At 42.8% G+C, this 14,495-nt stretch carries 11 protein-coding genes, 1 pseudogene and 1 CRISPR repeat array; of the genes and pseudogenes, 5 read left to right on the top strand and 7 right to left on the bottom strand.

Translation table 11 applies throughout. From position 1 onward, the window contains the following. Together HWQ43_RS00645 and HWQ43_RS00640 are read left to right on the top strand one after the other, a co-directional pair. Positions 1–300: hypothetical protein (locus HWQ43_RS00645; protein WP_292728852.1), on the top strand; the 300-nt coding region annotated here is incomplete at its 5' end. A 498-nt stretch (positions 301–798) separates the two neighbouring features. Then, entirely contained in the window at positions 799–2,121 is a 1,323-nt protein-coding gene (locus tag HWQ43_RS00640) for a serine hydrolase (protein WP_292728850.1), read from the top strand. A gap of 289 nt (positions 2,122–2,410) precedes the next feature. Here the strand turns inward: HWQ43_RS00640 and HWQ43_RS00635 are convergent, their stop codons facing one another. Further along, positions 2,411–4,552 (bottom strand): cytochrome c peroxidase, encoded by a 2,142-nt coding sequence (locus HWQ43_RS00635; RefSeq protein WP_292728847.1) that lies wholly within the window; start codon positions 4,550–4,552, stop codon positions 2,411–2,413. A gap of 281 nt (positions 4,553–4,833) precedes the next feature. Between HWQ43_RS00635 and HWQ43_RS00630 the strand changes: the two are divergent. Then, a pseudogene (locus tag HWQ43_RS00630) lies at positions 4,834–4,987 on the top strand (EamA family transporter); the annotation flags it as partial. Between the two features lie 100 nt (positions 4,988–5,087). Here HWQ43_RS00630 and HWQ43_RS00625 read toward each other — a convergent pair. The 3 genes from HWQ43_RS00625 to HWQ43_RS00615 all read right to left on the bottom strand — a co-directional run bounded on the left by HWQ43_RS00625 (position 5,088) and on the right by HWQ43_RS00615 (position 8,266). Beyond that, positions 5,088–5,972, bottom strand: a complete 885-nt coding sequence (locus HWQ43_RS00625; RefSeq protein ID WP_292728845.1) for a hypothetical protein — start codon at positions 5,970–5,972, stop codon at positions 5,088–5,090. Between the two features lie 69 nt (positions 5,973–6,041). Beyond that, on the bottom strand, positions 6,042–6,641 hold the full coding sequence (locus tag HWQ43_RS00620) for a DUF1517 domain-containing protein (protein WP_292728841.1): 600 nt from the start codon (positions 6,639–6,641) through the stop codon (positions 6,042–6,044). 62 nt (positions 6,642–6,703) lie between these two features. Then, positions 6,704–8,266, bottom strand: a complete 1,563-nt coding sequence (locus tag HWQ43_RS00615) for a pentapeptide repeat-containing protein (RefSeq protein ID WP_292728861.1) — start codon at positions 8,264–8,266, stop codon at positions 6,704–6,706. A gap of 70 nt (positions 8,267–8,336) precedes the next feature. On the opposite strand from HWQ43_RS00615, the gene HWQ43_RS00610 reads away from it, so the two are divergent. Next, positions 8,337–9,173 carry a prephenate/arogenate dehydrogenase gene (locus HWQ43_RS00610; RefSeq protein ID WP_292728858.1) on the top strand — a complete coding sequence of 279 codons (837 nt, stop codon included), beginning with the start codon at positions 8,337–8,339 and terminating at the stop codon, positions 9,171–9,173. 348 nt (positions 9,174–9,521) lie between these two features. After that, on the top strand, positions 9,522–9,818 hold the full coding sequence (locus HWQ43_RS00605) for a hypothetical protein (RefSeq protein ID WP_292728838.1): 297 nt from the start codon (positions 9,522–9,524) through the stop codon (positions 9,816–9,818). A 104-nt stretch (positions 9,819–9,922) separates the two neighbouring features. Here HWQ43_RS00605 and HWQ43_RS00600 read toward each other — a convergent pair whose 3' ends face one another. The 3 genes from HWQ43_RS00600 to HWQ43_RS00590 form a co-directional block, all read right to left on the bottom strand. Next, positions 9,923–10,051, bottom strand: a complete 129-nt coding sequence (locus HWQ43_RS00600) for a hypothetical protein (RefSeq protein WP_292728835.1) — start codon at positions 10,049–10,051, stop codon at positions 9,923–9,925. A 162-nt stretch (positions 10,052–10,213) separates the two neighbouring features. Further along, positions 10,214–10,465: a CRISPR direct-repeat array (repeat unit 38 nt; unit sequence ATTGCAATTCATCAAAATCCCTATTAGGGATTGAAACG). 220 nt (positions 10,466–10,685) lie between these two features. After that, the gene (gene hetF, locus HWQ43_RS00595; protein ID WP_292728832.1) at positions 10,686–13,211 is read right to left on the bottom strand and encodes a cell division protein HetF; all 2,526 of its coding nucleotides are present in this window, start codon (positions 13,209–13,211) and stop codon (positions 10,686–10,688) included. Positions 13,212–14,195: 984 nt separating this feature from the next. Continuing rightward, positions 14,196–14,429 (bottom strand): hypothetical protein, encoded by a 234-nt coding sequence (locus HWQ43_RS00590; RefSeq protein ID WP_292728830.1) that lies wholly within the window; start codon positions 14,427–14,429, stop codon positions 14,196–14,198. Positions 14,430–14,495 lie beyond the last annotated feature (66 nt).

Here is a 14,495-nt window from a genome sequence, read left to right as displayed (position 1 = left end):
GAAATAGCAAATGAGTTCGCCGAAATAGCAAATGAGTTCGCCGAAATAGCAAATGCGATCGCCGAAATAGCAAATGCGATCGCCGAAATAGCAAATGCGATCACCGAAATAACAAATGCGATCGCCGAAATAACAAATATAGCGGTTCTCAATTGCGTGAAATACAGACCTAACCCCCAGCCGCTTCCGTTCGCACAGCGTCTCGTTGGCACAGCCTCTCGTAGAGAAAGAGAGGGAAGGGGAGTAAGCCTCAAAGGAGAGAGGTCAAAATGTATTGCATCCAAACAAGAAGCGCTATAACCCTCTTTTGTCACTCTTATTCTGAAAAAGATATTTTAGCAGTCGTTAGCTAGTAAAGAGTTGGGAATAGGAAAAAGTTTTCCTTATGCCCAGATGCTCTGCTTGCCCAATTCAAAAAAATTGACTCCTGTAAGTATTGTGGGTTGGACATCTTGTCCACCCTTGTTTATTATGGGCGCTCGTGTCGCCCACCCCACAAGTAGTAGTAATTTATTTATTGCTAATCCCTAAGCTGGAAACATAATTAATCCTTCGCTCGTCCTTCCGCTAGATTAACAATTTCTGTTGTTGTCAATTCACACACAAATTAAACTGTCAGCAATTTACTTTTAATTAAGTAATGATGATTTATCGTGCTTATCTAATTCCAAACCTCATCTGGTAAAAATAACTCAACGGGATTTATGACTTTTTCTCCGGAAGTTCAGCACAGTCATCAGAAAACAATCTAAGTAAACCTGATTAGTTACTCCTTACTTGCACACCCACATTTACAACATGAAATCACATCTACTGGCGATTAGTTTAAGCAGTTTGGTTCTAGTTGCAGGACAAGCTAAAGCCTCACAATTACAGTCTTGGTACTATGATTCTAGCCAAAATCAATTAGACCTAACTACCACTTCGGGAATAGAACCAAAAGCCTTTTTATTAGATAATCCTAATCGATTAGTGATTGACTTACCTGGAACTAATTTTAATTCCGATACTGTCAAACGAAGTTTTGGTAAGGCAGTGAAAGAAATTCGCCTCGGCAAACCAGACTCTCAAACCACTCGTTTTGTCGTCGAGTTAGCTCCTGGTTATGATGTTACTTCCCAAAATATATCAGTTAAAGGAGATTCCCGTTCGCATTGGAGTTTCAAATTCAATTCATTTAACCGCCAAAATAATCCCCTTGTTGGAGAAAATCGAGAAGATATTGCCATCAGATCCACAGATGCATCGACATTTGCTGGAGTTGTGAATCTTGGTCAAGAGATGGCTGGTATTACTTCTCAGATTCGCAGTTTGTTAGCAAGTTATAAAACATTGAATCCGGGAATATTTTTCTTAGATTTAGATACAGGAAACTATATAGATATTAATGGCGAAAAAAGATTTGCTGCTGCCAGTACAATCAAGTTTCCCTTATTAGTGGCTCTTTTCCAAGAAATAGATGCAGGTAGAATTAAGCTTACCGATAAATTAGTGATGCGGCGCGATTTAAAGGTGGGTGAATCTGGAATTATGCAATACAAACCCATCGGAACTAAATTTAGCGTCTTGGAAACTGCTACCTTGATGATGACAATCAGCGATAATACCGCCACAAATCTAGTTCTCGATCGCTTGGGTGGTGCAGCAAAAGTTAGTCAACGTTTTCGTAGCTGGGGATTGCAAAATACAGCACTTCGGAATCTCCTTCCAGACATCGGTGGCACAAATACAACTAGTTCCAAAGATTTAGTCAGGTTGGCGGCGTTAGTTTCTAATAATCGTTTGTTATCCCCAACTAGCCGCAATCAAGTTTTAGGCATTATGCGCCGTGTCAAAACCAATAGTTTACTACCAGCAGGTATCGGACAAGGAGCAACCATCGCCCACAAAACTGGTACATTGAGATTTATCATTGGTGATGCGGGTATTATTCAAATGCCCAACGGCAAAAGCTATTTAGCAGGTGTTTTGGTACAAAGACCAAACTACGATCCTAAAGCCGGAGATTTTGTCCGTGAAGTTTCCAGAAGAGTCTATAATTACCTAGACAATACCAAAGTTAGCAATATACAACCAATACTTGGCGATGCCTCCGGCGGGCTACGCCTACGCACTCGTTAATTAAGCGATCGTAACTACTAGTCCACCACATCAATTTTGAAGAGTGCTGTTAGCGATAGCGGGGCGTTTAGCCCGTGCTGAGTATTGAGTAATTTACTCTAAGCCAAGGTACTCACTACTCAGCATTGAGTAAGGTGAATAAGTTCGTAGTAAGGACTTTAGTCCTTGGCTTGAGGGCTAAAGCCCTCACTACGAACTCCGTAATTGCACCAAATCGTAAAAATAGGGACGTACAGATATACGTCCCTACATATCTATCTGTATTTAGGTATTTCGTCGTGAAATGAGATTAACGCAGGAAATTTGGTGTACCACTATTACCACTCCTACCAACAGCAGGAATTTCCACTGTGTCATCTTTAGCTTTACCAGTACCGTCATTGACAACGTAATTAGTGTTACCCACATGTCCATTAGGGATAAACAATTGTGGATGGTCAAAGGGCGCTTTATCAAACCGAACTCGGTCATCAGTCAGCGCTTTTAAAAAGGCGACCAATTCCTGTTTTTCTACTGGTGACAGATTTAGCGGTGGAAGTACTCCAAAATCACCACCCCGATTGTAAAAATCAATCACTTGCTCTAGAGTTGCCTGACCTCCATTGTGGAAGTAGGGAGCAGTTAGTTCGACATTACGAAGTCCAGGTGCTTTGAAAGCTCCGTTTGCAAACACAGTTTCACTGGAATTCAACGGTGGACTAAGAGTTGGGGGGTTTTCGCCCAGGAGATCCTTAAATTTACCCAACTGAGCCAATCGTGCCTCTGAAAGCGGATTACTACCCGGCAAACCGTCATGACCACCCAAACCAGGGTCGTCTGTGGGCGGTCTGACACCGATATTGAAGAAACCATTGTCTTCAGGGGAGTTTGGAGGGAACGGCGCACGTTTGATTCGTCCGTCTTTAGCCACGCTGCTTACTGAAGCCGTGGTTAATTCTAATCCGCTGTGGCAACCAATACACAGAGCTTTACCCTCAAACAGTCCTTTTCCTCGTTGCTGCTGCGCGGTTAAGGCACTGGTGTTTCCTTCCAAGTAGCGATCGTAGGGCGTATCATTGGCAATGAGTGTAGACTCATACAACTGAATTGCCAGCCCAAAGAATAACGAGAAGTTGTACTCTAGCAATGTATACTCATTAGTCTGCAAGGAGCGATCGGGCCTCTTGACAAAAGTCCGTCTACCTTCAGAGTCAACTTGGATGAGTCGATTAGACTTCCACCACTCCGGCTTGAAGGCATCTTCAATCATCTGAGTGTAGGTTCTATCTTTAATTCCAGGTTTAGGCGATCTACTATCTTTACCTAAAACGCTGTCTTGTGGATGAACAAGCTGTTTACCTAATGGTCTAAGAGGTAATAACTTTTTCGCTAGTTTTCGGGGGAGCTTTTTACCCTTACCAACGCTGAGGGATCTTCTGTCAATTCGCCCGAACTTATCACCAATTTCTTGAAAAGTGCGACCATCTGCGGACGACTCAAAGGAACTGAGTGGCGGCCCAACTGCTTGGGATGCCAAAGACGAATTCTTCAGGCTGACTTTCACAAATTCTAGACTATTTGGGGTTACTGCCTTGACGACAGCCGCATTTGGATCTCTTAAACCGAAGGGATTCACCCCATTAAAGATGTTTTGTGCCCTGCCATCCCAAAAGTTGCGGAAGTTGAATGCGGCATTTATCACAGTTGGCGTGTTACGCGGCTCGACACGTCGCACATTGATACCTCCCACGTTAAACACCGGATCTGGCTCGGTGGTAACTTTGTCTTCTGCATTCCCAGGTGTGACATCCACAAACTTCGTATTGAAGATCCCCTGAGAAGAACTGACATCGTTACGATCAGATACAATAGTCGTAGGATCGTTTGGGTTTGACAGCTTGTGGAAGGGAAAATCTTCTGGTTTGAGCTGATAGTTTGGTAGTGCGCCAACATTAAAAACTGAATCTGGATTCTCTGTACCATCGGCGTTGACCCGCAAAAGCCCAGGAGCAATCTGATTTTTGGATCTATTGTCAGCTCCCGCGTGGAAGTGACAACTAGCACAGGAGGTCTTTCCATCGCTCCCAACCTGCATATCCCAAAAAAAAGTCTTTCCTAACTTGATTGCAGCTGTTTTGTCTTTTACGAAGTCTCCAAGATTGTCAGGTTCTGGAACCGATACGCTCTTGAGCGAAACTGGAGGCGGGCCTGTAACCTTTGCTGATACAGTATTTCCGGCTATTACTGCTGCCAGAATAATGGCAGCAATTGTTGTAGTCCTTGAAAATCTCGATCTTAAGTAATTAGGTTTGCCATATCTGAATTTCCACTCTTGCCGCTTTATTTTTGTCACCAAAGATTTGAGCAAAAATCGACCTCTTGAGGTCAGCAATAAGTAACTTGATAAGGCAGTCGTAAAGATTACTAAGCTGATTATGGGTATAATCCCCATAGTTGTATTATAAAGTAACACCGAGATAAAGTATACATTTACGAGGAAGTTTGAAATTTAAGATTAATGTAAAATGAACACGCAAATTAAAAATTTTACGTGAACACAAAAAAACCTCTTCGGGCTACGAATAATAAATTGAGTTAGATAAATTGATTATTTTATATTGAATTTGCATTAACTAAACTATTAATATATTTTGTCGATAAGAGTTTGATAAAATGTTTAGATATTTAAATTAGATATAACTTACTTATCAGTCCTACTTTTTGGCTATTCTAATGTTACTACATTAAAGTTTTGGTCGGTGGCGCTTAGGGCTAACGTTATCGCTGTTGACAGTGTTTTTGTGGGGAATTATTACCTATTGCTCTTGCAGTAACTCTACAAGTGCTTGATGTCTATACCGTTATTTGGTTTCGTTTTTTAGTATCAATTAAAGAGAAGCCGGAGGTATAACTTATTCCCCTCCGGCTTCTTTATGTACAATCTACCTTTACTTGTTAGGCAGTCTATTTATTAAACTTGGAATTGATTAACGGCGTCTGCTGCCAAAACCACTTGAGCGGCGGGGTGCTGTACTACGCCCACTACCAAAACCACTGCCAGAATTGCGTCTAGGTGAAGTGGCTCTACCAGAGGGTTGCAATGTGCTACCACCAAAACCAGAACCAGAAGGACGGTTATTACCTGTAGTGCTACGCGGTGTATTGCGTATATTTGTATTTCCAGGATATGACCTTCTAATTGTTCCTGTATTGCGGAACGCAGTCCGATTTGTTACGGCTGCTGGTGGCGCATTATAGCGAGTTTGGTAGTTTTGAACTGCTTGGCCATAGCTTCCGCCATATCCTCCGAAGCCACTTAATCCTTGTCCTGATTGATAGACAGGGGGTACATAATATTGGGGTCTAAACAACATACTGCCAATTGCCTGTCCCGCCAAGCTACCAGCGACAGACCCAGCAAATGGTGCCCAGAAGCTATTTTCTCGACGGACTACAACCGTCTCTTGTTGTCCTGTTTGGGGATTGGTTTTATTCTCGGTAACGTTGTGGACGTACTCAAGTTTAAAGTCTTCCGTCAGATATAAAATCGGTTGTCCTTTTTCTACCTTCAGATAGGTTTTTTTACCCTCCTTAATTTGATCGTCAGTTAACCGCGCCATTTGCAAATTTTCAGTTGAAAAGGTTGGAGGCTTATTGTTTAGTAAAAACAGGTTGTACTCACCAGTTGCATCGTCATAAGTCGCTTGTTGTATTTGATACTCTCCATCACTCAACTTTGTATTAGTAGAAGTTTGGCTAACGTTCTTAGCTGGAGGAGTACTTTGGTTCTCGCCACCACAAGCAACAGTTGTGATACACAAACTCAGAGCTAAAAAAACGGCTGTAAATTTACGTACTATGGTCATGATCATTGGATTATTGTCCTATCTCTGAGCTTAACAATTTATCATCTGAGTAGTAAGTACGGACTACCCAACAGATTACAAAGGAATTAATTCTGGGTAATATTGCAACAGTTGATCGCTAGTGAGTTCATCGCCTAACTGTGCTGGGGAGAAATGTACTTGGATTGCCTTTAATCTATGTTTATAATGCAAATTGATCAATGCTTTCAATCCTTCTTTTAGCGCCTGAACGTTAGAAAGATCGGTTTCCAAATCTGGTACTTCTCCTTCATAAGCTACTGTAATCATCACAATAATGTTGCGAGTTACAGGTATAGATAAAGGTTCATTCAATCCAGAGTCAGAACTGTAATTTGGTTCGCTGAGATATCTTTCGGCAGAGTCAGTAAATAATTCATTCACATAATCCCCCGCCTCGCCCTCATTAAAAAATACGTCACCTTCGTTAGCAGCAGAAAGCCAATATTCATCGTATTGCAGTAGGGTTTGGCTGATTTCTACCAATCCTTCTCCTAAAACTTCTAAATCGCCATCGCCATCGGCATCGATCGCATCCCGTCCAGCACTATTCAATACTCCCAAAATTGGCGCTACTTCGCCTCCCCCTAAGTGCAGAAATAGGCGAAACACTACATAGCGAGTTCGACCAATCATTTTATTAAAGGTATCGCGCATTTTTTCCTCCAAAATTTTGTTTTTTGTTATTTGTCATTTGGTCAGATGTCTATGCCCTATAACTAATGACTAATATAATGAAATCCTTTGACAAAATCTATAATTATATCTAATGAAGGTAATATATTTTTTGTTGAATCACTGGACATATCATAAGCTGAAGCATTGAGAACAGAACGATTAATAAATCTTTTCCCAAAGTTGGGATGGTCATAAAGAATCAAAGTGTGGGCGCTGGAATTCGTTAAAACTATTTGGGTTGGGGCTTTACAAAAATTTAACTTTGCAGCTACTTCGATATTTTTTTTCGTCTGTTTAATTGTTGTAGCCTGATTTATAGCTTGTTCTAAAAGAGTATTTAATTGTTTTACTATATGAGACAATTTGAAGTCTTGATTTGCAACAACTTCACTGTTAATCATTTCCACAATGCTAGAAATATTCTTTTGGGTAGATGCTGCATCTAGAAAGGGAAGAATGACAATGTAAGCAGTGAGAAATAATGCTTCGTCACTATCTACATGAAAGGTGAAAATAGTCCGGCGACGACCACTTTCGATGCTTGGAGGTTGTTTCAGCCCTCGATATTCTTGAGCAATTTGGTAGTAAGCGCCTGCGATCGCAAAATTGGCTTCGTGTTCTAGGGCTGCATCAACAATAATCCGAATTGTTGGCGGTGTTTCGTTAAAAAAATCTCGTGACTCTTCAGAATGGAAGTTTTGGACAATGGAGCGATCGCCATTTGGGCTAAGATCGACCCATTCACAAACCATACCTTCAGTCTTTAAACCAAACCTGGAAGTGGCATAAAGCTTGGCTCCAGTTAAAGTTGCTCCAGTTAAGTCAGCACCGATCCATTCTGCTCTAATTAATTTTGCCTGAGTTAAATTGGCGTGGACTAAACTTGTATTTGTTAAATTGGCATTGCTTAAATCTGCGCCGCTCAAATCTGCCCCGCTCAATTTTGCGCCGCTCAAATCTGCCCACCGGAGATTTGCACCGCTCAAATCTGCCCATCGAAGATTTGCACCACTCAAATCTGCCCCGCTCAAATTAGCATGGCTGAAATTAACTTGTCTGAGTTCGGTATCTCGCAAATTTGCACCACTCAAATCAGAACGACTGAGATCACTGGCGTTTAAGTTAGCCATCTCCAAGTTGGCTCCGGTTAAGGAAGCACCTCTCAAGATAGTCTCACTCAAGTTAGCGTGACGGAGATTCGCTTGGCGGAGTGTCGCCTCTCGCAAATCAGCACTGGTGAGATTGGCCTCCAATAAGTCAGCGCGACTGAGGTCAGCGCGAACTAACTCGGCGCGGATTAATGACGCTCCTCTGAGTTGAGCGCGACTGAGATCCGCTCGAATCAAATTAGCGACATTGAGACTAGCGTTGTTGAGGATCGCGCTGCATAGATTCGCACCACTCAGTCTGGCTATATTCAGCTTGGCATTGCTCAAATTAGCTTCACTCAGATTTGCGCCACTCAGGTTGACTATACTCAAATTAGCATCGCTCAGATTTATGCCACTAAGTTTTACTCCACTCAGATTGGCTTCTGGGAAGTCAACACCACTAAAGTTTAAGACTCCTGCTGCGTATTGTTCCAGTAATTCCTCTACAGTCATCGATGCTACCCCTTGGATGCCAACTTTAATAGTTGGTAAAGTCATAAAAAACGGAATGTCAAAATCAAAAATGAATATTGGGATTTTAGGATTGGGACTGATTGGCGGATCTTTGGGCTTTGATTTGCGATCGCAAGGACATCATATCTTAGGAGTTAGTCGCCGTGAAGCTACCTGTCAAAAGGCAGTTACCCTGGGCAGCGTTGATGAAGCATCAGTCGATTTGAGCCTGTTAGCAACCGCAGAAGTTGTATTTATTTGTACACCTCTAGCCCTTATTGTGCCCCAATTTGAACAGTTAATCGCTCATTTGCCTACCGCTACAGTTGTCACTGATGTAGGTTCAGCGAAAGCACAGATAGTTAAGGATATTACTCCCCTTTGGGATAATTTTATTGGTGGTCATCCAATGGCGGGCAGAACAGACAGTGGGATAGAAGCTGCACAGCGAGATTTATTTGTTGATAAACCTTACGTATTAACACCGATAACGACAACCCCAACTAGTGCAATTACAGTTGTGGAAGAAATTGTGCGATCGCTCGGAGCTAATATCTATTATTGTCAACCAGAACAACATGACCGCGCTGTGAGTTGGATTTCCCATTTACCGGTGATGGTCAGTTCCTCGTTGATTGCTGCTTGTTTGAGCGAAACTGACCCCGATGTTTTGCAATTAGCCCAAAAGTTAGCTAGTTCAGGTTTTCGGGATACTAGTCGTGTGGGTGGCGGGAATCCAGAGTTGGGCGTAATGATGGCGCGGTATAATCGTCAAGCATTACTGCGATCGCTGCAACAATATCGTCAAAACCTCGATGAGTTGACTAACTTAATTGAGCAAGAAAATTGGGCAGTTTTAGAGGAAAAGTTCAAATCAAGGCAACAAGCACGACCTGATTTTGTTTAATAGTTGTCGGGTGCGTTTAGCTATCGGTAACGCACCCATTTTTTAATTTAGTGAGTTAATTGATAAACAGAATTCAGAATTCAGAATTCAGGAGTCAGAATCAATCATTCGGCGATTTCGACCCGCGACTGATTCAAGACCACGAAATCTATGATTTGATGGGGTCTTAAACCCGGTTATTCATCCACCAGTCGTACAAAATTCATTCTGTTAGCGGTAGCGGGGCGTTTAGCCCATTCTGGCTCCTGACTCCTGAATTCTGTTCGATAAAATCTTTAAAAATGCTACTCGACAGTCTGACAGTCACCAAACCGATGTACCATACAGATAAATTTACAAAAATCAACAATGGTAGAACGTCCAATTAAGAAATCGGAACGTCAGTCTCAAGGAAGCACTGACAGCAATTCCGAAAATTCGGATTCTGTAACCCCTATTGAATCCAACCCCAAAAGCTCAAAACCGAGCCGCGATCGCTCGTCTGACAAAGGAAAAAAAGGATCGTCATATAGGGATGAAGGCAGACAACCAGTGAATCCTGCACTAGCGCGTGGTCCAAAACCCGTTAAACCTCCAGCCCCCAAAGTTACAACAGAAGAACTTGAAACCGAATCAGAATCTATCTCTGAGGAATCTCAAGACTAATATTACAAGTTTTGCGTGTGATGTGGGAGGCTATAAGTATATAAAGACTGGGATTTCTGGCTCCGAAGACAGCGATCGCGCCCCCCATCACCATTAGATTATTTTTAGCGATCGCATATCTCACAGAGTTTCTGTATGTCAAATGCGCGAATGGGTAGGTGTACAAATTCCACACCCCAAAAAATTGCTTCTATCTCAATACCAGCAAGCATTTCACCCCACTCATTACCCAATTATCATCCGCGCAATCTCTGAAATGCTTACAAAAACTAGCGTGTCAGCCTTTAACTTTTCCCGGCACTCTTCCCAAAGGAATTCTCTAATGCTATGATTGCTCCAGAATCGCGCAACCGCACCTTGAAAACTAAATACAGCTTGGCTTCCGGGCTTGCGCCATTGCAATTCATCAAAATCCCTATTAGGGATTGAAACGCACCGATGCACGCTAAGGAAGGAACTTTTTGGAATTGCAATTCATCAAAATCCCTATTAGGGATTGAAACGGGAAAACAATTACACAAGGACACAACAATATGGATTGCAATTCATCAAAATCCCTATTAGGGATTGAAACGAAGATAGAGAAAAATGGGAAGCAATCTTATTTCAATTGCAATTCATCAAAATCCCTATTAGGGATTGAAACGCTTGTTTAGCTTTTGGCTATATCCTAAATCACGAAAAATTTAGCAATTAAAATTACTTTAACTAATCTACTTTTGCTATTTTACGATCGCCTCCTTTTCTGAGTCAAAAACAATTAGGGACTTCCAGTAAAAAAAATATCCCATCCCTGCGGGACGTTCCGCGTTCGCGTAAGCGTCCTGCAGGGTACGTAGGGGCGCAAAGCCTTGCGCCCCTACACCCCTACTGTTCTTCGCCTTTTTCCTGAAGGAGCGATCGCCAATCTTGCATCGCCTTCTCCGTCCACAGCCAATTTTTAGTTAATTTATCTACCTGGAAATTTTCTCGATCGGAATTGAGAACCGTTTGCCGCAACTTGATCGCTTCATTCAGATATTGCGTCTGCTTACCATTAGATTGACTAAGTGCAGATTTATACAGTCCAAGAGCTAAACCAGCATAAGAAGTTAAAGCATCTTGAGGAACAGCTGTATTTCTGGATGTTGAATTTGTGTTCTGTTCTTTGAGAGCTAAATTCAAAGCCTTGAACCAAGAATCATTGGCGCGATTCAGATTGCCTTCTGTGTAGTAGGCAAATCCCAAAGCGTTATTATATAAAAGCGATTCGGGTTTAGCTTTGGCAGCAGTTTCCCAATAACGGCGGGCATCATCGACGCTATAGTTATTGTCTCCAGTTTGGATAGACTGCCACGCCAATCGTCCCTTGTAAAAGTTTACAGATGGATCGTCAGCTTGTTTACTGGAAATTAGTTTTAAGGAAGTTTCAGCCGCAGCCAGTGCGCCCCGATTGAGTAATTCTTCTACAGCCAATAACCCACCTTGCAAATCACCCTGGCTCAATTTTTCCGTAGCAGTAGCGGTGACAATTCCAGTCGCTTCTATTCCTAAATCAATGTTCGGCTGCTTTTGAATCGATCGAGAATCAGGTAGAGACTGGGTGGGAATTACTGGAATATTAGGCAGTGCTTGGGGGCGATTTTGCCACCACCAATTTAAACCGATCGCAGCGGCGATCGCACTGATCCCCACAACACCCACAATCGGCCACATCTGGCGGCGACGGGTACGATTTCTTGGTGGAGGTGGTTGCGATTGCGAAAAATTAGAATTTCGCCAATTCTCTTCAAGGTTTCCAGGAGTCGGAGGTGGCGGTGGTGGAACTTCTCCCCACAAATCTGCTGACTCTTCTGAGGAAGTCATTTCCTCTGAAATCTGGCTTTGGTGAAGACTATTTTCGCGAATTTGTTGATCCGGTTCAGTTGTAGGTTTTTGGTTATCTAACTGACGAAACAAATCCGAAACTATCGCAGAATCTTCTTCATAGCTTGGGTCATCATACTCAATTTCATCAACCAGATCGCCCCAAGTATCTTCACCCAGCCAGTCCAACCCAGAAGAGTCACGCGTCAAACCAGTAGGAATCATATCCTCCATTCCTAAAGGCATCTCGCTATCATCAGGCATACCAGGGTACATCGTGGAAGTTACCCCTAAAGGCGAACTATACTGATTCAGCGACTCTCTACTTGCGGATACCTCAGTTTCCTGACTCAGAAAACCGTCAAATTCTGGCTGAAGATATAAAATCGGTAATGCCCAGTACATCTGGTGAGAACCATAGGCAGAAATTAATCCTTGGCGCACCCGACTTACACACAAATCTACTGGATATCCCTGACTTAAGTTGCGGTAAAACAATTGTGTGAGCGTCAACGCCACTTCATCAGGAATCCTTTCTGACATCGCCAAAACGCTTCTAATTCCGCGCTTAACGAGACTTTCTGCTAAGTTTCGTTCGCCAGTATCTCCAGAGGGATTGGACGCCGCTGTGTACGCGCCCAAGCAGGAATTAAACACTGCCATTTGGATGTTATTGTTGACAAGCAAACCTGCCAAATCGTCCCCAGTCAAGATTTCCGTTAAGCCAGTTCTGCGACTAACAAGATAAATTTCTCCGCCATTTCCACCTAAGTTACTATGACCAGAGTAGTGGAGAACGTGGTATCTGCCTTGTTCTAGGGCTTGCGTCAGTTCTTCGCGTCCTGGTTGGTCTAATACAGTGAGTTCAATTTCGGGGAAACGATTGCGACTTTCACCAGGTCGTGACGTTTGACGGTGAAGTTCAGCTTGCAGTTTAATTGCTTCTTGCTTCTGTAAGTCAAGACGGACTTGATCTGAGGGAGAAGCAATTACCATTAATACTTTGACACCACCTTGTTCTAGGGGTGTGGGCATATTTTGCGTAGGCGTAGCCCCCCGCAGGGATCGCAAAGGAGAAGCCCCCAAAATTCCACTTTGGAAGCGAGAAAAAGCCACATAAGGCCCAGTAGCCAGAGGGCGATCGCCTGCGTGCATTACTTCCCAAGGCAAACGAGCTAATCTAGTGTCTTTTAGCCCCAAACGTAACCGTAGTACTTGTTGATGGTTCTGGGCAATACCTTGGGCAGTAATCCAACTATCTCTGAGAGTGCCTTGAAATAGCGCGTTATAAAATTGTTGACCCAACGCCACCAAATTCACAGAGTTTCTGGCGATATCGCTTTCATGTCCACCAGAGGTAAATGGATCTCCTTGCAACACCGAATTCAACGGGTCATTCATCAAATGCCCAGCAGCCATCAACCAATCAGCTATAGGCCAAGTCACCAATTCTTCTGCCAATGGTACCCCAGGCGCTACTTGTTCCGTCCGCACCAAGTAGTCATTTTGCCCTACTGGGGTTACGGAAATATGGAATTCCTGGGTCACAACTTCTCCTGTCCGCCTCCTAAATCTGGTTTGAAACGCGAAAGTTTCAAGTCGATTTTTCGCTTCCTCTGATAATTTAGATGCATCGCGCCCCTGAATGTTTCTGATTCGGTGTCGTTTTGGTTTTTCTGCCTCTACAACTTTATCCGGATCGGATTACCTGGGTCTAGAACACTTAATTGGTAGATGCACCTTGATCTTCAACTCCCCTAGTTGGCTAACACCCACTGGGGGTTTTTTTATTTTTGGCAAACAACAGCAACTTCTGACGCAGATATTCTCTACCAGAAAATAGTGCTTAATCCTAGAATACTTGATTAATAGATGGATGTCCCTCGATCTTTAACTTCCCTAATTGAGTTAATATCCACTTTTATTTTTTTTACACACGACAACAATCAATTTTCTAATAAATTTATCCGGAGCATGGTGGTTAAACCTAGAACATTTAAGTGGTAGATGCACCCTGATAACTAACTCCCCTGGTTGGCTAATGCCGACTGGGGGTTTTTTTATGAAAATTGAGTGCTATCGATTAACCTTGACACACCCATTTTGTAAAGCAGCGCACCGATCGTTTAATTGGTAGGTCTGTCCTGATAACTAACCCCTCTGAGGTTTTTCTTTGATCGACAAACAGTAACAACTTCAACCTCTGCTAATTTATCCGGTAGCGACCCATTTATTTTAGAAAAGATTATTGGTAGATGCACCCTGATAACTCACTCCCCTGGTTGGTTACACCCACTGGGGGTTTTTTCTAGTTGCGTCACCGATAACGAACGCGAATGCGTCTCGTAGAAAAATATTAGCAACTCTTTTCCTCTCAGAGAAGCTACGCGTAGCTTGCTTCTCCATAAAGGTACGAACGTCACAGTCCGTTATAGACATCGCCATCAACCCTAATTTAGTGCATTTTTCCCGGAAGATGCTGGCTGCCCCTAGAAAAGATTATTGGTAGATGCACCCTGATAACTCACTCCCCTAGTAGGCTAACACCGACTGGGGGTTTTTTTTATTAAAAAAAATAACTGACCCTGATAACTCACTCACCTGATAGGTTAACACCGACTGGGAGTTTTTTCTACTAGTTGCGTTGCCAATAGCGATCGCGAGTGCGTCTCGGAGATAACTGCTAGCAAGTCTTTTCCTCTCACAGAAACTACGCCTAGCTTGCTTCTTCATAGAGGTACGAGCGTCACAGTCCGTTATAGACATCGCCATTAACCCTAATTTAGTTCATTTTTCCCGGAAGATACTGGCTGCCCCTAGAAAACATTATTG

The organism is Nostoc sp. JL31 (assembly GCF_017114965.1).
In the GTDB taxonomy this organism is placed as follows: Bacteria; Cyanobacteriota; Cyanobacteriia; order Cyanobacteriales; family Nostocaceae; genus Nostoc; species Nostoc punctiforme_A.
This window is presented reverse-complemented; position numbering and strand designations above follow the sequence as displayed.

Excerpts from the sequence above, each read along its gene's own strand:
- HWQ43_RS00640 (WP_292728850.1), top strand. The coding sequence starts at position 799 with ATGAAATCACATCTACTGGCGATTAGTTTAAGCAGTTTGGTTCTAGTT.
- HWQ43_RS00635 (WP_292728847.1), bottom strand. The coding sequence starts at position 4,552 with ATGGGGATTATACCCATAATCAGCTTAGTAATCTTTACGACTGCCTTA.
- HWQ43_RS00625 (WP_292728845.1), bottom strand. The coding sequence starts at position 5,972 with ATGATCATGACCATAGTACGTAAATTTACAGCCGTTTTTTTAGCTCTG.
- HWQ43_RS00620 (WP_292728841.1), bottom strand. The coding sequence starts at position 6,641 with ATGCGCGATACCTTTAATAAAATGATTGGTCGAACTCGCTATGTAGTG.
- HWQ43_RS00615 (WP_292728861.1), bottom strand. The coding sequence starts at position 8,266 with ATGACTGTAGAGGAATTACTGGAACAATACGCAGCAGGAGTCTTAAAC.
- HWQ43_RS00610 (WP_292728858.1), top strand. The coding sequence starts at position 8,337 with ATGAATATTGGGATTTTAGGATTGGGACTGATTGGCGGATCTTTGGGC.
- HWQ43_RS00605 (WP_292728838.1), top strand. The coding sequence starts at position 9,522 with ATGGTAGAACGTCCAATTAAGAAATCGGAACGTCAGTCTCAAGGAAGC.
- HWQ43_RS00590 (WP_292728830.1), bottom strand. The coding sequence starts at position 14,429 with ATGTCTATAACGGACTGTGACGCTCGTACCTCTATGAAGAAGCAAGCT.